Here is a 20591-nt window from a genome sequence, read left to right on the forward strand (position 1 = left end):
TAAATAAAAACGCCCGCGCCCAACCCCCGCTCCTGCAGGGTGTTGCTGTATGGATCAGGACGTACGCCAGGTGATTTCTTCTTCGCCCTCTGCGCTGACGCGGATCCAGCGGTCGGCGTCGTCTTCACCTTGCTCCTCTTCCCACGTGCCGGGTGCGCAACGGACTTCTACGTTCAGCGCCTTGAAAGCGTCTCGGGCGCAGGCAATGTCGTCGTCCCACGGTGTTTGATCGCTTTCCAGGTACAGGCTGTTCCATTTGCCCACGGCTTTTGGCATCCAGGTCACCGGGACATTACCGGCTCTGCATTTCCATACCTGGCCTTTTTGTTTCCACTGCGAGCAGGTGCCCAGAGCGGTGGACAGCCACTCGGCGACTTCTTTGTAAGTGACCGCTTCCTTCAGGTAAATCTCGATATCGGGCTGGCGCATGGATGGTCCTCACTGCGTGTCTGAAAAATCCATTCGCGGATTAGTCGGGCCTGCCGCAGTCGCAGCAGGCCGTAAAGTGGGTTATTGAAGCACGAAGTAATCGTAACGCATGGACACCGTCACCTTTAAAGGCTCAGGGTGCTCGATGACCTGCGCCCGACGCTCGGCACTGGCGCGCCAGCCGTGGGGGGTCATGGCCAGCAAGTTCGCGCGGTCTTGAGGTTTACTCAAGCTCAGCGTGAATTCCAGGGTTTCGCTGTGTTGCAACTGCATGCCTTCAGGCACCAACGCCAAATGCTTGTCATCGGTGTAGTCGCGCACTTCGTCGTACAGCCGTTCACGCAGCTCCATCAGGTGGCCGCGGGTAGGGCCGACCCTCATCAAACCGCCACCGGGGCTGAGCAGGCGCTTGGCTTCGAGCCAGTCCAGCGGGCTGAAAACGCTCGCCAGAAATTGGCAACTGGCATCGGCCAGCGGTACGCGGGCCATGCTGGCGACCAGCCAGGTCACGCTCGGGTCACGCTTGCAGGCGCGCTTGACTGCCTCGCGGGAGATGTCCAGTGCGTAGCCGTCAGCCTCAGGCAAGGCTTCAGCGATTTGGGCGGTGTAATAGCCCTCTCCGCAGCCGATGTCGAGCCAGCGTTGCGGCGCGCGTTCAGCGGCCAGTTCGGCCAGGCGCTTGGCGACGGGGGCATAGTGGCCTGCGTTGAGAAAGTCGCGGCGGGCTTCAACCATGGCCTGGTTATCGCCTGGGTCGCGGCTGTTTTTGTGCTGTACCGGCAACAGGTTCAAATAGCCCTGGCGAGCGCGGTCAAAGCGATGGCCTGCCGGGCAGACCACGCCATTGTCGACCGCGGTGAGCGGTTCTGAGCAAATAGGGCACGCGAGCATCAGGCGAGCAACTTGATCAGGGTTTGGTAGTAGATCTCGGTCAGCACGTCGAGATCGCTGGCCAGCACCCGCTCATTGACCTGGTGAATGGTCGCGTTGACCGGCCCCAGTTCAACCACTTGCGTGCCCAGGGTGGCAATGAAGCGACCATCCGAGGTGCCACCGCTGGTGGAGGCTTTGGTTTCGCGGCCTGTCACTTGTTTGATGCTCGACGAGACGGCGTCCAGCAGGGCGCCCGGCTCGGTCAGGAACGGCAGGCCAGACAGTGCCCACTCGACGTGCCAGTCCAGGCCGTGTTTGTCGAGGATGTCGGCCACACGCTGTTGCAACCCTTCGACGGTGGATTCGGTCGAGAAACGGAAGTTGAAGACTGCAAACAGATCACCAGGGATTACGTTGGTCGCGCCGGTACCGGAGTTGATGTTGGAGATCTGGAAGCTGGTCGGCGGGAAGAACGCGTTGCCGTCGTCCCAATGTTCGGCAGCCAATTCGGCCAGCGCAGGCGCGGCCAAGTGGATCGGATTCTTTGCCAGATGCGGGTAGGCAACGTGGCCCTGAACACCGCGAACAGTGAGCTTGGCGCCCAACGAACCGCGGCGGCCATTTTTGACCACGTCACCGACCAGTGTGGTGCTCGAAGGCTCGCCCACGATGCACCAGTCCAGACGCTCGTTACGTGCTGCGAAGCGCTCGACCACGGCTTTGGTGCCGTGGTGGGCCGGGCCTTCTTCGTCGCTGGTGATCAGAAATGCGACCGAACCCTTGTGGTCCGGGTAGTCGGCCACAAAGCGTTCAGCGGCAACCACCATGGACGCCAGGCTGCCTTTCATGTCGGCAGCACCGCGGCCGCAGAGCATGCCGTGCTCGTCGATCAACGCATCAAACGGGTCGTTTTGCCAGGCTTGCACCGGGCCGGTGGGCACCACGTCGGTGTGGCCGGCGAAGCACAGCACCGGGCCTTCGTGTTTGCCATGGGTGGCCCAGAAGTTGTCGACGTCTTCGATGCGCATGGGTTCCAGCTTGAAGCCGGCATCACCCAGGCGCTGCATCATCAGCTTCTGGCAGTCGGCGTCGATCGGCGTCACGGAAGGGCGACGGATCAGATCGCAGGCAAGTTGCAGGGTCGGCGAAAGGTCGGCATGGGCCGTCATGATAGGGACTCCGAAGCGGGACAAGTGCGGGCGGCACGGCACAAAAGGGCGGTTATCTTAAAGCAAAACGGCGGCCAGAGGCCGCCGTTTAGTCGTGATGCGCAATTTAGGCTGCGGGTTGTTCTTCGCTGGCCTCTGCCGGTTTGGGCAGAGACGAGGCGAAGGCCATGATCAGCGCTGCCAGATAGGGCAGCGATTGCACCAGCAGCATCACCACCCAGAAGCGCATGTCGTTGCTGGGCAGGCCCTGGACACAGTAGATCCCCAAGGCGGCGCCCCACAGCAAGAGCATGATGAACAGCTCTTCACGGGCTTCCGAAATGGCCACCCAAAAGCCGTGGTTGTCGGCGTTTTTAGGGGTGCGAAAGAACGGAATGCTGGTGGTGAAGAAACCGTACAGCACCGCTTTGGCAATGGTGTGCGACAACGCCAGACCGGCCAGTGCTGCAGCAAACGCATCCTTGAGGTTGACCCCCACGGCGCGGCGGTACAGGAAGATGATCTTGCCGACCTTGAACGCAAACAGCGCCAACGGTGGGATAGCAAAGATCAGCAGCGGCGGATCGACCCGCGTCGGCACAATAATCATCGCCGCCGACCACAGCAGGGCGCCGACGGTGAAGAAGATGTTCATGCCGTCTGCCACCCACGGCAACCAGCCCGCCAGGAAGTGATAGCGCTGGCCGCGAGTCAGCTCGGTATTTTTGCCCAACAGCAGGCTGGAAGCGTGACGCTTGATAATCTGAATCGCACCATAGGCCCAGCGGAATCGCTGTTTCTTAAAGTCGATAAAGGTATCGGGCATCAGCCCTTTGCCGTAGCTGTTGTGGGAATAGGCTGCGGAATAACCTTTCTCGAATACCCGCAGGCCCAGTTCGGCATCTTCACAGATGCACCAGTCCGCCCAGCCCAGCTCTTCGAGCACCGAGCGACGGGTCATGGTCATGGTGCCGTGCTGAATGATCGCGTCACGGTCGTTGCGGGTCACCATGCCGATGTGGAAGAAGCCCTTGTATTCCGAATAGCAGAGCTTTTTAAAGGTGCTTTCGGCCTGGTCGCGGTAGTCCTGAGGCGACTGCACGATGGCGATTTTAGGATCGGCAAAGTGCGGCACCATGTGCTTGAGCCAGTTAGGGTCGACACAGTAATCGGAGTCGATGACGGCGATCACTTCGGCATCGGGTGCAGTGTGCGGGATCAGGTAGTTCAGTGCGCCGCCCTTGAAGCCGGCCAGCGGTGCCACATGGAAGAACTTGAAGCGCGGGCCGAGGGTGGCGCAGTAGTCGCGTACCGGCTCCCAGACGGCCGGGTCCTTGGTGTTGTTGTCGATCAGCAACACTTCAAAGTCCGGGTAGTCGAGGTTGGCCAGGGCATTGAGGGTCTGTTTGACCATCTCTGGCGGCTCGTTGTAGCACGGCACATGAATCGAGACTTTCGGTCGGTAGGCATTGTCGCTTTCGACCGGTAAAAACTCGCGGCGACGTTTGCGAATCCAAACCGCTTCGGCCAGTTCATGGGCCTCGGTGAGCAACACAATAAACACCCCGAGTGCGCCCAACCCGAGCAGGAAGCCCACGGTCAGGCTGAACCAGGTGCTGTATTGCTGGCTGTAGTCGTAGCCGATCCATACCAGCGCCGAACCGCACAGGAACGCGGTGAAAGTCAGGAAGGTACGGCCACGTTGACGCAGGGCCGAGCCGTCGATCAGCAGCAAGGCCAGGGACAGCAAGCCCATCACCACCGACCCGATGGCCAGCACGCGCCATTGCGGGATGGCAACCACAGGGCCTTCAAAGTTGAATTTTTGTTGGCGCGCTGCGTTGTAAACGCCCCAATAAGCGCCTACCGAGCCTTCATCGCTGGCTTTCCAGGGCTGGTCGAACGCCTCAATGACGAAATAGTTGTAACCGCGACGGTTCAGGTTGTTGACCAGCGTGCGCAGGTAAATCGCCTGGTCAGCCGGTGAAGCGTCGGCACCACCACGCATGCGGCCGTTGCTCGGCCAGCCCACCTCAGACAGCAGCAGCGGCTTTTTCGGGAACATTTTTTTCAGATCGCGGGCGCGGTCCAGAACAAACTGGCCCGCCTTGTCGACCGGGATAAATTCCCAGTACGGCAGAATGTGCGCGGCGATCAGGTCTACGTGCTTGGCCAGTTGCGGGTTTTTCTCCCAGATGTGCCATTGCTCGGACGTGGTAACGGGTACTTTCACCGCGGCACGCACCCGGTCCAGCAACACGATCAACTCCTCAGGGGTGATCTCTTCGCGGAACAGAGCTTCGTTGCCGACCACCACGCGCACGACGCTGCGCGAGTTATTGGCCAGTTCGATGGCTTTTTGAATTTCGCGCTCGTTGCGCTCTTTATCGGGGCTGATCCAGATACCGAGGGTCACCCGCAGCCCGAACTCCTCCGCCAACTTGGGAATGTCCCCCAATGTTTCGTCGACCGAGTAGGTCCGGATGTTGTCGGTCTGCTTGCTGATGATCTCCAGATCGCGACGCATTTCATCGTCGGTCGGGTATTGGTCTTTCTGCGGGTACTGGCCTTGCTGAAACGGCGAGTACGAAAAACCGGAGATTTGATCAGGCCAGTTGGGGGCCGAAACCGGGCGGTTGATCAGCGCCCAGAAGCCTGTGAACAGGGCAGCGATGGCCAGCACGACCACCAGGTTGAGTCCAAATTTACGCGATGACATAACGTTTACGGGTTCCAAAGGGAGTGGAACGAAGATCGATCGGCAGGTGCCAAACGGCGCGCATCCTACACTGCGCTTTGACTCACCGTACAGCGCACGGAAACAGGTCGGGCGTTGGGCAGTGGCAGCCGACTTAAGTTCTTTCTTTTTTTCGTGTAATGCTTGTCGTGTTACCTAATGTGTAATTAAAGCAGGCTTAGTCGCCCAGAGTGCGGGAAAGATACTCAACGGCGCGCATGGCCCCTATAATGCGCGCCGGTTTTTGGGGTGTTGGCGATGAGTACAGAAGATCCGCGGTTTGCCGGTGTAGCCCGGTTATATGGGCTGGAAGGCTTGGAGCGACTGCGTGCAGCGCATGTGGCGATCGTTGGTGTGGGCGGCGTAGGGTCGTGGGCGGCCGAGGCCATTGCCCGCTGCGGCGTCGGAGAAATCTCGTTGTTCGACCTCGATGACGTGTGCGTCAGCAACAGTAACCGCCAGTTGCACGCGTTGAGCTCGACCATCGGTCGGGACAAGGTCGAGGTGATGGCCGAGCGTCTGCGCCAGATCAACCCGGACTGCACCGTGCACGCGGTGGCAGATTTCGTGACCCGCGAAACCATGGCGCAGTACATCACCCCGAACATTGACTGCGTGATTGACTGCATCGACAGCGTCAATGCCAAGGCGGCGCTGATCGCCTGGTGCAAGCGGCGCAAGATCCAGATCATCACCACCGGCGGTGCGGGGGGGCAAATTGACCCGACATTGATCCAAGTGTGTGACCTGAACCGTACCTACAACGACCCTTTGGCCTCGAAAGTGCGTTCGACCTTGCGCCGCGATTATGGTTTTTCGCGCACTGTGACCCGTCATTACAGCGTGCCGTGTGTGTTTTCGACCGAGCAACTGCGCTATCCCAAGCCTGATGGCAGCATTTGTTTGCAAAAGAGTTTTGTTGGTGACGGGGTGAAGCTCGACTGTGCCGGTGGTTTTGGCGCCGTGATGATGGTTACGGCCACGTTTGGCATGGTGGCGGCGACCAAGGCCGTGGACAAGATTGTGGCGGGTGTGCGTCGGCCTTCTGAAAAGATCAAGGCAAAGCCCTCACCCTAACCCTCTCCCGGAGGGAGAGGGGACCGACCGCGTTGTTCGGCAATAATCATCACCCCGAAAAGCGCGTCGACTATGGGTTCAATGCAGTGACTTCAACGGTTCGTAAATCTGCAGCATCCCCCGATCAGTTTCCTCTCCCGGAGGGAGAGGGGACCGACCGCGTTGTTCGGCAATAATCATCACCCCGAAAAGCGCGTCGACTATGGGTCCAATGCAGTGACATCAACTGTTCGTAAATCTGCAGCATCCCCCGATCAGTTTCCTCTCCCGGAGGGAGAGGGGACCGACCGCGTTGTTCGGCAATAATCATCACCCCGAAAAGCGTGTCGACTATGGGTTCAATGCAGTGACTTCAACGGTTCGTAAATCTGCAGCATCCCCCGATCAGTTTCCTCTCCCGGAGGGAGAGGGGACCGACCGCGTTGTTCGGCAATAATCATCACCCCGAAAAGCGCGTCGACTATGGGTTCAATGCAGTGACATCAACGGTTCGTAAATCTGCAGCATCCCCCCGATCAGTTCCTTCTCCCTCCGGGAGAGGGTTAGGGTGAGGGCGCTTTCAGCCTGCCAATTCTTTCATGCGTTGCAAGACGGCATTCAGCCCGTTGCTGCGCGACGGTGACAGTTGGCGGCTCAGGCCCAATTGGTTAAACCAGTCGGGCAAATCGACCTGTTGCAGCGCTTCGCTGGACAAGCCATTGACCCGCGCCAGTAGCAATGCCACCAGCCCGCGAATCAGACGGGCATCGCTGCTGGCGGCAAATTGCCAGTGGCCGTCTTTCAGCGCGCCTGTCAACCACACCTGACTTTCACAGCCATGCACACGGTTGGCGTCGGTCTTGTCGGCATCCGCCAGTTCCGGCAGACGCTGGCCCCATTGCATCAACAGGCGGGCGCGCTGTTCCCAGCTGGCGCAGTGTTCAAAGCTGTCCAGGGCGGCCAGTGCGTCAGCAGGCAAGGTCATTGCAGTAGCTCCAGGGCCTGGTCGAGCGCGTCGAAAAAGCGCTCAAGATCTTCAGAGTCGTTGTACAGCGCCAACGACACGCGAATCGCTCCCGCCAACCCCAGGCTTTTCAGCAACGGCATGGCGCAGTGATGGCCGGCGCGCACGGCTATGCCTTGCTCGGTCAGCAGGTGGGCAAGGTCGGCGTTATGCACGCCCTCTACCACAAAGCTCACCAGCGCCAGTTGCGGCGAACCCAGCACGCGAATGCCCGGGCGCTCTTGCAATCCTTCAACCAGTAGTGCGTGTAACGCCGATTCGTGGGCGTCGATGGCAGTCTGGTCGAGGCTGCTCAGGTAGTTCAGGGTCGCGCCCAGGCCAATTACGCTGGCAATCGGCGGCGTGCCCGCTTCAAAACCCAGCGGCGCAGGACGGAAGGTGGCGTGGTGGTAATCAGCGTCTTGCACCATTTCGCCGCCAAACTGCCAATGTTTCAGGCTGGCCAGTGCGGCATGCCGACCAAACACTACGCCCAATCCGTCCGGGCCATACAGTTTGTGGCTGGAAAACACATAGAAGTCGCAGCCCAGTGCCTCCACGTCTTGCCGGCCGTGAACAACGCCCTGCGCGCCATCGACGACGGTCAGCGCGTTCTGCGCCTTGGCCAGTGCCAGTAATTGGGGCAACGGTTGCCACACGCCCAGCACGTTGGACAACTGGCTGACAGCCAGCAGGCGGGTGCGCGGGGTGATCAGGCGGGCGGCGGCATCGAGATCGATCACGCCGTCGGCATCCAGCGGCAAAACTACCAGGCTCAGTTGTTGACGCTGGGCAAGTTGCTGCCACGGCAACAGGTTGGCATGGTGTTCCAGGGCGCTGATAACAATCTCATCGCCCGGATTGAAGAGGTGTTCCAGCCCGTAAGCCAGAAGATTGAGTGCCGAGGTGGCACCGTGAGTGAAGATGATCTGCCCGCTGTCGGCCGCGTTGAGCCATTGGGCGACTTTGCAGCGGGTGTCCTCGAATGCCTGGGTGGCATGGGCGCCCGGTAAGTGCTGGGCCCGGTGCACATTGGCGGCGCCACTGGCGTAGTAGTGCGTCAGGGCGTCGAGCAGGGCTTGAGGTTTTTGCGTGGTCGCAGCGTTGTCCAGATAGGTCTGGTCCTGACGTTGCAAGGCGGCGATGGCAGGAAAGTCAGCGCGCCAGGGAGAGGGCAAAAGCATGGTGTTCAAGGCTCTGTTGACGAGGCTGCAACCAGCCAGCCTCGTCAGTGGCAGACAAACGCTTAGTTGTGAGCGTGCAGCGCTTCGTTCAGTTCGATGGCCGACTTGTGGGTTTTGCATTCCACAGCGCCGGTTTCTGAGTTGCGACGGAACAACAGGTCAGGTTGGCCAGCCAGATCACGGGCTTTGACCACTTTGACCAGTTGGTTGTTTTCATCCAGCAGCGCGACTTTGGTACCGGCGGTCACGTACAGGCCCGACTCAACGGTGTTGCGGTCGCCCAACGGAATGCCGATACCGGCGTTGGCGCCGATCAGGCAGCCTTCGCCGACTTTGATCACAATGTTGCCGCCGCCCGACAGGGTGCCCATGGTCGAGCAACCGCCGCCCAGGTCCGAACCTTTACCCACGAACACGCCAGCCGATACACGGCCTTCGATCATGCCCGGGCCTTCGGTGCCGGCGTTGAAGTTGACGAAGCCTTCGTGCATCACGGTGGTGCCTTCGCCGATGTAGGCGCCCAGACGGATCCGCGCGCTGTCAGCGATACGCACGCCAGCAGGGACCACGTAGTCGGTCATTTTCGGGAACTTGTCCACCGAGAAGACTTCCAGCAGGTCGCCACGCAGGCGGGCTTCGAGTTGACGTTCAGCCAACTCGCCCAGGTCGATGGCGCCCTGGTTGGTCCAGGCCACGTTCGGCAGCAGCGGGAATACGCCCGCCAGGCTCAGGCCGTGCGGCTTGACCAGACGATGGGACAGCAGGTGCAGCTTCAGGTATGCCTCTGGGGTGGAGGTCAATGCGGTGTCTTCGGCCAGCAGGGTGGCAACCAGCGGCTTGTGGCTTTCGGCCAGGCGGGTCAGCAGCGCGGCCTGGGCAGCGTCGACCGGCTTGACGGCTTCTGCCAGTTGAGCGGCCTGAGCGGTGGTGAAGGTGATTGCCTGATTGCCGCCGGTGTAGCCCAGGACCGGTGCGATTGCCGCGATCAGTTCGGCCGATGGGTTGATCAGGGGCTGTGCGTAGAACACTTCCAGCCATGCGCCTTGACGGTTTTGAGTGCCGACACCGAAGGCCGCGCTGAATAGGGTAGTAGACATGCAATTACCTCTTACAAAAATGAATGGGCGGGCTCTGGCCATCGGGCTTAGAGAAGGGCCGCCGCATAAAGATCAGGTTTGAAGCCAATCAGGGTTTTGTTACCGAGATCGAGCACCGGGCGCTTGATCATCGAGGGTTGGGCGAGCATCAGCTCAATGGCTTTCGCTTGGTCGAGATCGGCTTTCTGTTCGTCTTCGAGTTTGCGAAAGGTTGTGCCGGCGCGGTTGAGCACTACTTGCCAGCCGTGTTCGTCGCACCATTGGGTCAGGTGCTCACGGTCGATACCACTGCTTTTGTAATCATGGAAGTCATAACGCACGTCATGTTCATCCAGCCAGGTGCGAGCCTTTTTCATGGTGTCGCAGGCCTTGATGCCGAAAAGGTGCAACGTCTTGCTCGAATCGGTCACTGAATTGCCCTTCCTTTGGAGATGCATGGAAATACGCGGTGGCAGATTATGCCATGGGCGAGGCGCTTGGGGCGCAGGCTGACTGCAACCTTGGCAGGTTCTTGTGACATGTGAGCGTATTGAGACTTATGTTCAAGCTCGACTTCGTACATTTGAAGCTACTATGGGGCTGAATCTAAATTCATTTCTAGTTATGTTTGATTAAAAGCTGTTTAGTCAAAGCTGATCGTTCGGGAATTCTGTAGATATGCAAACCGCCTATACCGTACTCATCCTGCTGATGCTGGTAGGAGTCTCGCGTTTACTGGGGCGTGTGATCCCTCTACCTCTACCCTTGGTGCAAATTGCTGCGGGTGCCGTATTGGCCTGGCCTACCTTGGGTTTGCACGTTGCACTGGACCCTGAGCTGTTTCTCTTTCTGTTCTTGCCGCCTTTGCTGTTCTCCGATGGCTGGCGCATGCCCAAGCGTGAATTCTGGCGTTTGCGGGGGCCTATCCTGACCTTGGCCGTGGGCTTGGTGTTGTTCACCGTGGTGGGCGCGGGCTATTTCATTCACTGGCTCTTGCCGACCATTCCCTTGCCGGTGGCGTTCGCCCTGGCTGCCGTGCTGTCACCCACCGATGCCGTGGCCGTGTCGGCCATTTCCCAGAACCGCTTGCCTGGCCCGTTGATGCATATGCTTCAGGGCGAAGCCTTGATGAACGATGCGTCGGGCCTGGTGACCTTTAAATTTGCCCTGGTCGCGGCGATTACCGGGGTGTTCTCGCTGACCAATGCCAGCGTGACATTTGTGTTGGTGGCCTGCGGCGGTTTGGCCATCGGCGTGGCCTTGAGCTGGCTGGTCGGGCGCCTGCGGGCCTGGATGATCGGTCGCGGCTGGGATGACCCGGCGACCCATGTAGTCTTCATGCTGTTATTGCCATTTGCGGCTTATGTGCTGGCCGAACGCCTGGGCGCCTCGGGCATTTTGTCGGCCGTGGCGGCGGGGATGATGCAAAGCTGGCTTGATCTGTTGCCGCGGCAAACCAGCACCCGGCTGCTTAACCGCAGTGTGTGGGGGCTGTTGGAGTTTGCATTCAATGGCCTGATCTTTCTGCTATTGGGCTTGCAACTGCCAGACATCATCAAGGCGGTGGTCAGCCACGAAACCACCCTGTGGCCAACTTTGTTTTATCGCTGCCTGGATGTGATCGCGATTTTCCTGGTGCTGGTCGCGTTGCGTTTCATCTGGGTGCAAAGCATCTGGCGCTTGTTTGGGCTATTGCGTCGCTGGCGTGGCAAGGGCGAGCTGACCATGGTGCCGACGGCCCGTTCGTGCTGGTTGCTGACGGTCGGTGGGGTGCGCGGTGCGGTGACGTTGGCGGGCGTGATGTCGGTCCCGCTGTTGATCAGCGCGGGCGTTGATTTTCCGGAGCGTGACCTGCTGATCTTTATTGCCGCCGGGGTGATTCTGCTGTCGTTGGTGGCCGCCTGTATCGCTTTGCCCTTGTTGCTGCGCGGCATTCCCAAAAGTCCGGATGACGCCATGCGTAGAGAAGTGCGTGAGGCCTGGCGGCGTACCGCTGAGGCCGCGATTCATGCGCTGGAAGCCGAAGATGTGGTGGAGCCCACCGATAGCCCGCAAGATGCGGCTCAAGCGGCACTGGCGGCTGAGTTGAAGGCGCGGATCATGTCTGAGTATCGTCATCAGCTCGAAGTCTTCAATGACTCGGCTGAGGCGCAGGCGCTGGCCTCGCAGATGGACCTGCTGGAAAGCCGATTGCGGCTTAAGGCGCTCAGGGCGCAGCGTCTGGAGCTGTACAGCTTGCGTCGTCACCATGAGATCGGCGATGACGTGCTCAGTGAGATTCTGCGTGACCTGGATTTGAGCGAAGCGAATCTTGGGACGGTGAAGTAGGGCGGGTCATACACCGATTCCCTGTAGGAGCGAGCTTTTGAACGATCAAAAGATCGCGAGGCAAGCTCGCTCCTACAGGCTTGGTTTAGCGGCGGCGCTGGATGAAGTCGCGGATCCGCTCGGCAGCTTCTACGCATTCGGCCAACGGGGCGACCAGTGCCATGCGCACTCGCCCGGCGCCTGGGTTAAAGCCGTCTACTTCGCGCGATAAGTAGGAACCTGGTACTACGGTCACGTGTTCTTCGGCGAACAGGTCGCGGGAGAATTCAGTGTCATCACCAGCGACGTTTGCCCACAGATAAAAACCACCATCCGGGCGCTGTACGTCCAGTACCGGTGTCAGGACGTCGAGCACGGCATCGAACTTGGCGCGGTAAAGGTCGCGGTTGGCGCGCACGTGGTCTTCGTCGTTCCAGGCGGCAATGCTGGCCAATTGGGTTTGCACTGGCATGGCGCAGCCGTGGTAGGTGCGATAGAGCAGGAACGCCTTGAGAATCTCGGCATCACCGGCCACAAAACCCGAGCGCAACCCTGGCAGGTTGGAGCGCTTTGACAGGCTGTGGAACACCACGCAGCGCTTGAAGTCCTGGCGGCCCAAGGCGACGCAGGCGCTGAGCAAGCCTTCTGGCGGGGTCTGCTCGTCGAAGTACAGTTCGCTGTAGCACTCGTCGGCGGCGATGACGAAGTCATGTTCGTCCGCCAGCGCGATCAGCTTTTTCAGGGTTTGCAGTGGGATCAGGGCGCCGGTCGGGTTGCCTGGCGAGCACAGGAACAGGATCTGGCAGCGCTTCCAGGTGTCGACCGACACTGCGTCGAAGTCCGGGTTGAAGCCCTGTTCAGCCAGGCAAGGCAGGTAGTGAGGCTTGGCACCGGCTAAAAACGCGGCACCTTCATAGATCTGGTAGAACGGGTTCGGGCTGATCACCAAGCCGTCGTCGCTGCGATTGACCACGGTTTGGGTGAAGGCGAACAGCGCTTCACGGGTGCCGTTGACGGGCAGGATGTTGCGCGCAGGGTCCAGCCAGCCCGCCGGGATGTTGAAGCGACGCTCGGCCCAGCCAGCAATTGCTTCGCGCAGGGCCGGCAGGCCGAGAGTGGTCGGGTAGACCGCCATCTGATCCAGGTTGTCCGCGAGGGCCTTGGCCACGAAGTCGGGGGAGCGGTGTTTCGGTTCGCCGATCGACAAGGCAATCGGGCGCTTGTCAGCAGTGGGCTGCACGCTACCCAGCAGGGCACGCAGTTTTTCGAACGGGTAGGGCTGCAACTGGTTTAGAGCGTTGTTCATTGGGTGCGGGTCTCACTCGGCGGCTAGATGCTCAGGCGCCAGGTTTCTGGGGTTGAGTCTTTGTTGACCGTTAGTTGCTCCACGATGGCTTCCTGCAAACGTATGCACAGTTGTGGGTCAGACAATGGCTGATTGTTTTCGTCGGTAATGAAGAAGACGTCTTCGACGCGCTCGCCCAAGGTAGCGATCTTGGCGTTTTGCAACGACAGGTCGAACTCCAGGAAGATCATGCCAATACGTGCCAGCAAGCCGGGGCGGTCCGGGGCGCTGAGTTCCAGTACGGTGACCGGGCGCTGGGCATCGTTATGGATCGTCACTTGCGGCGGGAAGGCAAAGTGCTTGAGTTGACGAGGTACTCGGCGCTGGATGATGTTCGGGTAATCGTCCGGGTTGCGCAGGGCTTCGGTCAGGCCTTTGCGTATTTTTTCGATGCGCTCCGGTTTGTTGCCGATCGAGCCGCCGTCGTTATCGAGCACGATATAGGTGTCGAGGGTGAACTGGCTGCTGGAGGTGATGATGCGCGCGTCATGGATGTTGAGGTTGAGCTGGTCCATGGCCGCCACGGTCACAGCAAAGAAGTCGTGCTGATCGGGAGCGTAGATGAAGATCTGGGTGCCGCCCTCGGACTCGCGCTGGGTGGTTTCCTTGATCAATACCAGTGGGCCGCCATCAGCCGGTTGTTGCAGGATGGCTTCGGTGTGCCAGGCCACATCGGCAGAGGTGTGACGCAGGAAATAGTCGTCGCCCAACTGCGACCAGAGCTGTTCGACATCGTCCTGGTCGTTGCCATTGCGCACCAGGGTGTCCAGCGCCGCACTTTGCGTCTGGCGAATTTGCTCTTCACGGTCGACCGGGTTTTCCAGGCCGCGACGCAAGGCTCGCTTGGTTTCGGTGTAAAGCTGGCGCAACAGGCTGGCACGCCATGAGTTCCACAGCGTCGGGTTGGTGGCGTTGATATCAGCCACGGTGAGTACATACAGATAGTCGAGATGGGTCTCATCGACCACGGTCTGGGCAAAGTCATGGATGACTTGCGGGTCGGACAGGTCTTTACGCTGGGCGGTGGTGGACATGACCAGGTGGTTTTGCACCAGCCACACGATCAGTTGTGTGTCCCAGACAGGCAGGTGATGGCGGATGCAGAACGCTTCTGCGTCCACTGCGCCAATTTCCGAATGGTCGCCGTGGCGGCCCTTGCCAATGTCGTGGTACAGGCCGGCCAGGTAGATGAGTTCCGGTTTGGGCAGTTTGGCCATGAGCTTGCTGGCCAGCGGAAATTTCTCTGACACCTGGGTGTACTGCAACTTACGCAGATGTTTGATCAGGTTCAGGGTGTGCGCGTCGACCGTATAGATGTGGAACAGGTCGTGCTGCATTTGCCCGACGATAAAACCGAATTCGGGTAGGTAACGTCCGAGAATGCCGTAGCGGTTCATCCGGCGCAGGTTGCGATGGATGCCGATTTTGCATTTGAACAGCTCGATAAACAGGCTGGTGTTGCGGATGTCGTTACGGAAGTCGTCGTTGATCAGGTGGCGATGCTCGCGCAGCAAGCGAATGGTGTCCGCCCGCACGCCCTTGATTTCGGGGTGCTGTGCCATCAGCAGGAAGATTTCGAGCATGGCAAACGGTGTGCGTTTGAACACGTTGGGGCTGGTGGCTTCTATATAGCCGTCATGCAATTGAAAGCGTGAGTTGATCGGCGTCGGTGGCGCTTCGTCTTCGGGCGCCAGGATCACTTCTTCAAAATGCTGGATGATCAGGTCGCTGAGCTGGGCAATGCTCATGACCACCCGGTAGTACTGCTGCATGAAGTTTTCGATCGACTGCTTGGTGTCTTCGCCGGTAAAACCGAGCAGTTCGGCGATGCTGCGCTGGTGGTCAAACAGCAGGCGGTCTTCTGCGCGGCCAGCCAGCATGTGCAGGGCATAACGCACCTTCCACAGGAACTCCTGGGAGGAGGACAGCAGGTCGTGCTCACTCTCGACGAGGAACCCTTCACCTGCCAGGGCGCGCAAATTCAGCGTGCCGTACTGGCGACGGGCTACCCACAGGATGGTCTGAATGTCGCGCAGGCCACCGGGCGAGCCTTTGACGTTGGGTTCCAGGTTGTATTCGGTGTCGTTGTACTTGTGGTGCCGGGCCTTTTGCTCGGCACGCTTGGCCAGAAAGAATTCCTTGCTGGGCCACATGTGTTCGGTGCTGGTGACCTCGAGCATGCGCTGGCGCAAACGCTCAGGGCCGGCAATGGTGCGGCTTTCGATCAGGTTGGTGATGACGGTCAGGTCGGCGCGAGCTTGTTCGGCACACTCCTGGACTGAGCGCACGCTCTGGCCGACCTCCAGGCCGATATCCCAGAGCAACGTCAGAAACCGCTCGATGGAGTCGCGAAAGATCTCGTGATCATCGTTATCGAGCAGGATCAGCAAGTCGATGTCGGAGTAGGGGTGCAATTCGCCCCGGCCGTAGCCGCCTACAGCGACCAGGGCGATATCGGCCTGATCGCTCCAACTGAACTGGTCCCACGCTTGTTGCAGGATGTTGTCGATGAACCAGGCACGGTCCTCGATCAGGCGACGAATATCGCGGCCTTTACGAAAGCGTTCGTCGAGCACCTGATGTGCCTGGCGGATCGCCTTTTTGAAAGCGGCAATCGGGCTAGCCTTTAACGCCAATTCGGCCTTGAACTGGCCGCGGTCAAAAAGTTCGGGATCCACCTGCGGCATCGATTGGCTTTCCTGTCGTGGGATATAGGGAGGTTACTATCAGGCCGAAACCCGCGCGATGGTGTCATCACTGCGCAGGGTGAAGATTTCGTAGCCGGTATCGGTCACCAGCAGGGTGTGTTCCCACTGTGCAGACAGCTTGCGGTCCTTGGTGATTGCCGTCCAGCCATCGCCCAGCACTTTAGTGTCGGCTTTGCCCTGGTTGATCATCGGCTCGATGGTGAAGGTCATGCCAGCCTTGAGTTCCATGCCGGTGCCTGCGCGGCCGTAGTGCAGAATTTGTGGTTCTTCGTGGAACACCTTGCCGATGCCATGCCCGCAGAACTCGCGAACCACCGAGAAGCCGTTCTTTTCGGCGTGCTTCTGGATCACTTCGCCAATATCGCCCAGGCGGCAGCCCGGCTTGACCAGCTCAATAGCTTTGTACATGCATTCCTGGGTTACTTGCGACAGGCGCTCGGCCCACACCGGTACTTTACCGACGTGGAACATGCGGCTGGTGTCGCCGTGGTAACCGTCTTTGATGACGGTGACGTCGATGTTCAGGGTGTCGCCGTCCTTGAGTGCCTTGTCACCTGGGATGCCGTGGCAGACCACATGGTTGATCGAGGTGCAGATCGACTTGGGGAAGCCTTTGTAGTTGAGCGGGGCAGGAATGGCCTTTTGCACATTGACGATATAGTCATGGCAAATGCGGTCCAGCTCTTCAGTGGTGACACCGGGTTTTACGTGTTCAGCGATCATTTCCAGTACGTCGGCGGCCAGTTGGCCGGCGATACGCATTTTTGCGATGTCCTCGGGTGTTTTGAGGGTGACGGTCATACAGGCTCTCTTCGCGCGTAAGCGCTCATCAACGGAGTTGCGGGTGTGTGACGCGGTATTTCAGTCACGCACCGCCATAAAAACGCGATTCTAACAGACGGTCGGCTGTAAGCATGAGCCTTGCGCCATCGCTTCTATTAATAGAGTGGGGCATTCTGGCGCTATTCCAAGGCTCTAGCAAAAGGAAGGGCCTGCTTTTGATCTGCTCACGCCTGCGCAGTAATGCTGCATAAAGGGCACCATGGCGCAGTCAGCGCCGTACGCCGGGGCAAGTTCATTTTGTGGGTGGTGGCTGTTTGACAAAAGTGCTCCGACGTAAGGGCCAGTCCCGTAAAAAAGCCTTGGCGCAGCCAGTGGATTTGAGTCGCGTGGCAGGAGGCAATCCTTTGCACGACAACGGCTTAGCAATAAAGTCTGAATTCGCGCTTCGTTTTTTATGTCGCTTGTGATATAAAATGCGCCGCTTTGCGGGTATAGCCCGTCAAGCACAAACCCACACACGTATCGACACGATGACCTGGGTGCCTTCAGCGCTAAGCTGGTGGTTGGTCGTTGGGATGCGTGGAGGCCTAACCCGACTTATTAAGGAACTATCATGTCCCAAGTCAACATGCGCGATATGCTGAAGGCCGGTGTGCACTTCGGTCACCAAACCCGTTACTGGAACCCGAAGATGGGTAAATACATCTTTGGCGCGCGTAACAAGATTCACATCATCAACCTTGAAAAAACCCTGCCAATGTTCAACGAAGCTCTGACTTTCGTAGAGCGTCTGGCCCAGGGCAAAAACAAGATTCTGTTCGTCGGCACCAAGCGTTCCGCTGGCAAGATCGTTGCTGAAGAAGCAGCACGTTGCGGTTCGCCGTACGTGGATCACCGCTGGTTGGGCGGTATGCTCACCAACTTCAAAACTATCCGTGCTTCCATCAAGCGTCTGCGCGACCTTGAAGTTCAAGCAGAAGACGGCACTTTCGCCAAGCTGACCAAGAAAGAGGCGCTGATGCGCACTCGCGATCTGGAAAAGCTGGATCGTAGCCTGGGTGGTATCAAGGACATGGGCGGTCTGCCAGACGCTCTGTTTGTTATCGACGTTGACCACGAGCGCATCGCGATCACCGAAGCTAACAAGTTGGGCATCCCGGTTATCGGCGTTGTCGATACCAACAGCAGCCCAGAAGGCGTTGACTACATCATCCCAGGCAACGATGACGCAATCCGCGCTATCCAGCTGTACATGGGTGCGATGGCTGATGCTGTTATCCGTGGTCGCAACCACGTTGCTGGCGGCACCGACGTTTTCGTCGAAGAAGCTCCAGCTGCAGCGGTAGTTGAAGGCTGAGAAACTAACGCCTAGCGTTTACTCAGTGCGCAAAAAGGGGGCTTGGCCCCCTTTTTGCCACCTCGAAATCCATTTGTTGGACATGTTCCCGTCATTGCTGTATCAGATTGCGGCTGGCAGGGGGCCTCGAGGCAGGCTTCACACGAATTGAACGCCCGTTCGGTCGGGTGGAATGGTTGAAAACCTATCCAAGAGGAATTTTGAAATGGCAGAGATTACTGCAGCGTTGGTTAAAGAACTGCGTGAGCGTACTGGCGAAGGCATGATGGATTGCAAGAAAGCCTTGACCAAGGCTGGCGGCGACATCGAAAAAGCCATTGATGACATGCGTGCTTCGGGCGCCATCAAGGCAGCCAAAAAAGCAGGCAACGTTGCTGCTGAAGGCGCTATCGCGGTTAAAGTTGCTGACGATAACAAGTCTGCCGTTATCCTTGAAGTCAACTCGCAAACCGACTTCCTGGCTCTGCAGGACGACTTCAAGAACTTCGTGACTGCCAGCATCGAAAAAGCGTTCGCTGACAAGCTGTCCGACGCCGCTCCGCTGATCGCTGCTCAAGAGCCAGCACGTGAAGCACTGGTTGCCAAAGTAGGCGAGAACGTAAACATTCGTCGTCTGGTACGTGTTGAAGGTGACGTTGTTGACGCTTACCTGCACGGCAACAAAATCGGTGTTGTGGTAGCCCTGAAAGGCGGCAACGCTGAACTGGCTAAAGACATCGCCATGCACGTAGCGGCCAGCAACCCAGAGTTCCTGCTGCCAAGCGAAGTATCTGCTGAAGCGATCGAACGCGAAAAGAACGTGTTCCTGACCCTCAACGAAGAAAAAATCAAAGGCAAGCCTGAGAACATCGTTGAGAACATGGTTAAAGGCCGTATCAGCAAGTTCCTGGCTGAAGCTAGCCTGGTTGAGCAAGCTTTCGTTAAAAACCCTGAAATCAAGGTTGGCGATCTGGCCAAGAAAGCGGGCGCTGAAATCGTATCCTTCACTTACTTCAAGGTAGGCGAAGGCATCGAGAAGCCAGTCGACAACTTCGCTGAAGAAGTTGCTGCTCAGCTGGCTGCAGCCAAGCAATAAGACGGTTTTACACTGTCGACCCGAAGAGGCTGCCCGCTCACGCGCGCAGCCTCTTTTCAAATGGGAGAGGGTTTTCCCTTTTCTTGCGGAACCGATTGCAGAAGTCGTGTTCCGATGGTGCTGCTGTGCAGCGCCACGCTAGAGTAAGCGCGGGCTGAAAGTGGCTTCGCACAGATTTTTTAAAACGCGGCAGGAGAGATTCGCAATGGCTCAGCAGGGCGCTGGTTATCAAACTCGCTATAAACGCATCCTACTCAAGCTAAGCGGTGAAGCCCTGATGGGCTCTGAAGAGTTCGGGATCGATCCCAAAGTGCTCGACCGCATGGCGCTGGAAGTGGGCCAACTGGTCGGCATCGGCGTTCAAGTAGGTTTGGTGATTGGTGGTGGCAACCTGTTCCGCGGTGCTGCGCTAAGTGCAGCCGGTATGGATCGCGTCACTGGCGACCATATGGGGATGTTGGCAACCGTGATGAACGCCTTGGCCATGCGCGATGCGCTGGAACGTGCGAATATCTCCGCCATCGTAATGTCGGCTATTTCGATGGTTGGTGTGACTGATCATTACGATCGTCGCAAGGCCATGCGTCACTTGAACGCAAAAGATGTGGTGATTTTTGCTGCGGGTACCGGCAATCCGTTCTTCACAACGGATTCGGCTGCTTGCCTGCGTGCTATTGAAATTGACGCTGACGTGGTGCTTAAAGCGACCAAGGTTGACGGCGTGTACACCGCAGATCCATTTAAAGACCCGCATGCCGAGAAGTTCGATCATCTGACTTACGATGAAGTACTGGATCGCAAACTGGGTGTTATGGACCTTACGGCCATTTGTCTGTGCCGTGACCATAAAATGCCATTGCGTGTATTTAATATGAACAAGCCCGGCGCCTTGCTGAATATTGTCCATGGCGGCGCTGAAGGGACTCTGATCGAGGAAGTTCAACAATGATCAATGAAATCAAAAAAGACGCTCAAGAGCGCATGCAGAAGTCGCTGGAATCCTTGGCCCACGCATTTGGCCAGATCCGTACCGGCAAGGCGCACCCGAGCATCCTGGGTAGCGTGATGGTGCCTTACTACGGCGCTGACACCCCGTTGAGCAGCGTTGCCAACGTGACGGTAAAAGATTCGCGTACCCTGCAGGTTGTCGCCTTTGAGCGCAACATGCTGGCAGCAGTCGACAAAGCTATCCAGAGCGCTGGTCTGAACCTCAACCCGACCAACCTGGGTGAGTTGCTGCTGATCTCCATGCCGGCCTTGACTGAAGAAACCCGTAAAGGTTTCACCAAGCAAGCGCGTAGTGCAGCTGAAGATGCCCGTATTGCGGTACGAAACATCCGTCGCGATGCGTTGAGCGATCTGAAAAAACTGGTTAAAGACAAAGAAATCAGCGAAGACGAAGAGCGTCGCGCAGCGGCTGATATTCAGAAGTTGACCGACAAGGCCGAGGCAGACATTGATGCGGCTACCAAGGCGAAAGAAGCGGACCTGATGGCCGTATAAGGGTCTG

General features: G+C 58.4%; 16 protein-coding genes and 1 pseudogene. 6 read left to right on the forward strand and 11 right to left on the reverse strand.

What is annotated here, in order from left to right; genetic code table 11:
- Positions 1-54 precede the first annotated feature (54 nt).
- The 4 genes from NTD86_RS23140 to NTD86_RS23155 form a co-directional block, all read right to left on the reverse strand.
- Positions 55-429: a hypothetical protein gene (locus NTD86_RS23140; RefSeq protein WP_262205713.1), complete on the reverse strand. Its 375-nt coding sequence runs from the start codon at positions 427-429 to the stop codon at positions 55-57.
- An 81-nt stretch (positions 430-510) separates the two neighbouring features.
- The gene (locus tag NTD86_RS23145) at positions 511-1320 is read right to left on the reverse strand and encodes a putative RNA methyltransferase (protein WP_262205714.1); all 810 of its coding nucleotides are present in this window, start codon (positions 1318-1320) and stop codon (positions 511-513) included.
- Positions 1320-2471, reverse strand: coding sequence for a succinyl-diaminopimelate desuccinylase (gene dapE, locus NTD86_RS23150; protein ID WP_262205715.1), 1152 nt, complete (start codon positions 2469-2471; stop codon positions 1320-1322). The genes NTD86_RS23145 and dapE overlap by 1 nt, the downstream gene beginning before the upstream one ends.
- Positions 2472-2577: 106 nt before the next feature.
- The gene (locus tag NTD86_RS23155) at positions 2578-5169 is read right to left on the reverse strand and encodes a glycosyltransferase (RefSeq protein ID WP_262205716.1); all 2592 of its coding nucleotides are present in this window, start codon (positions 5167-5169) and stop codon (positions 2578-2580) included.
- Between the two features lie 276 nt (positions 5170-5445).
- Here NTD86_RS23155 and tcdA point away from each other — a divergent pair, with 276 nt between their 5' ends.
- Positions 5446-6264 carry a tRNA cyclic N6-threonylcarbamoyladenosine(37) synthase TcdA gene (tcdA, locus tag NTD86_RS23160; protein WP_262205717.1) on the forward strand — a complete coding sequence of 273 codons (819 nt, stop codon included), beginning with the start codon at positions 5446-5448 and terminating at the stop codon, positions 6262-6264.
- Positions 6265-6823: 559 nt separating this feature from the next.
- Here the strand turns inward: tcdA and NTD86_RS23165 are convergent.
- The 4 genes from NTD86_RS23165 to NTD86_RS23180 all read right to left on the reverse strand — a co-directional run bounded on the left by NTD86_RS23165 (position 6824) and on the right by NTD86_RS23180 (position 9964).
- The gene (locus NTD86_RS23165) at positions 6824-7228 is read right to left on the reverse strand and encodes a SufE family protein (RefSeq protein WP_262205718.1); all 405 of its coding nucleotides are present in this window, start codon (positions 7226-7228) and stop codon (positions 6824-6826) included.
- On the reverse strand, positions 7225-8430 hold the full coding sequence (locus NTD86_RS23170; protein WP_262205719.1) for an aminotransferase class V-fold PLP-dependent enzyme: 1206 nt from the start codon (positions 8428-8430) through the stop codon (positions 7225-7227). The genes NTD86_RS23165 and NTD86_RS23170 overlap by 4 nt, the downstream gene beginning before the upstream one ends.
- A gap of 62 nt (positions 8431-8492) precedes the next feature.
- A complete protein-coding gene (gene dapD / locus NTD86_RS23175; RefSeq protein ID WP_262205720.1) occupies positions 8493-9527 on the reverse strand; it encodes a 2,3,4,5-tetrahydropyridine-2,6-dicarboxylate N-succinyltransferase in 1035 nt (344 codons plus the stop codon).
- Between the two features lie 47 nt (positions 9528-9574).
- Positions 9575-9964, reverse strand: a complete 390-nt coding sequence (locus NTD86_RS23180) for an ArsC family reductase (protein ID WP_262205721.1) — start codon at positions 9962-9964, stop codon at positions 9575-9577.
- Positions 9965-10184: 220 nt separating this feature from the next.
- Here NTD86_RS23180 and NTD86_RS23185 point away from each other — a divergent pair, with 220 nt between their 5' ends.
- Positions 10185-11834, forward strand: a complete 1650-nt coding sequence (locus NTD86_RS23185) for a Na+/H+ antiporter (protein ID WP_262205722.1) — start codon at positions 10185-10187, stop codon at positions 11832-11834.
- 85 nt (positions 11835-11919) lie between these two features.
- Here the strand turns inward: NTD86_RS23185 and dapC are convergent, their stop codons facing one another.
- The 3 genes and pseudogenes from dapC to map all read right to left on the reverse strand — a co-directional run.
- Entirely contained in the window at positions 11920-13119 is a 1200-nt protein-coding gene (dapC, locus tag NTD86_RS23190; RefSeq protein WP_262205723.1) for a succinyldiaminopimelate transaminase, read from the reverse strand.
- Between the two features lie 23 nt (positions 13120-13142).
- Complete coding sequence (locus NTD86_RS23195) at positions 13143-15845, reverse strand: [protein-PII] uridylyltransferase (protein ID WP_262205724.1); 2703 nt, start codon at positions 15843-15845, stop codon at positions 13143-13145.
- A gap of 39 nt (positions 15846-15884) precedes the next feature.
- Positions 15885-16688, reverse strand: a pseudogene (map, locus tag NTD86_RS23200) (type I methionyl aminopeptidase); the annotation flags it as partial.
- A gap of 574 nt (positions 16689-17262) precedes the next feature.
- Between map and rpsB the strand changes: the two are divergent.
- From rpsB to frr, 4 genes are all read left to right on the forward strand, one after another.
- Positions 17263-18006: a 30S ribosomal protein S2 gene (rpsB, locus tag NTD86_RS23205; protein ID WP_019411593.1), complete on the forward strand. Its 744-nt coding sequence runs from the start codon at positions 17263-17265 to the stop codon at positions 18004-18006.
- Between the two features lie 205 nt (positions 18007-18211).
- Positions 18212-19081 (forward strand): translation elongation factor Ts, encoded by an 870-nt coding sequence (gene tsf, locus NTD86_RS23210; protein WP_262205725.1) that lies wholly within the window; start codon positions 18212-18214, stop codon positions 19079-19081.
- Between the two features lie 205 nt (positions 19082-19286).
- Positions 19287-20030 carry a UMP kinase gene (pyrH, locus tag NTD86_RS23215; protein ID WP_048368099.1) on the forward strand — a complete coding sequence of 248 codons (744 nt, stop codon included), beginning with the start codon at positions 19287-19289 and terminating at the stop codon, positions 20028-20030.
- A complete protein-coding gene (frr, locus tag NTD86_RS23220; protein ID WP_262205726.1) occupies positions 20027-20584 on the forward strand; it encodes a ribosome recycling factor in 558 nt (185 codons plus the stop codon). The genes pyrH and frr overlap by 4 nt, the downstream gene beginning before the upstream one ends.
- Positions 20585-20591: the final 7 nt, after the last annotated feature.

The organism is Pseudomonas sp. 7P_10.2_Bac1 (assembly GCF_025465935.1).
Classification (GTDB): Bacteria; Pseudomonadota; Gammaproteobacteria; order Pseudomonadales; family Pseudomonadaceae; genus Aquipseudomonas.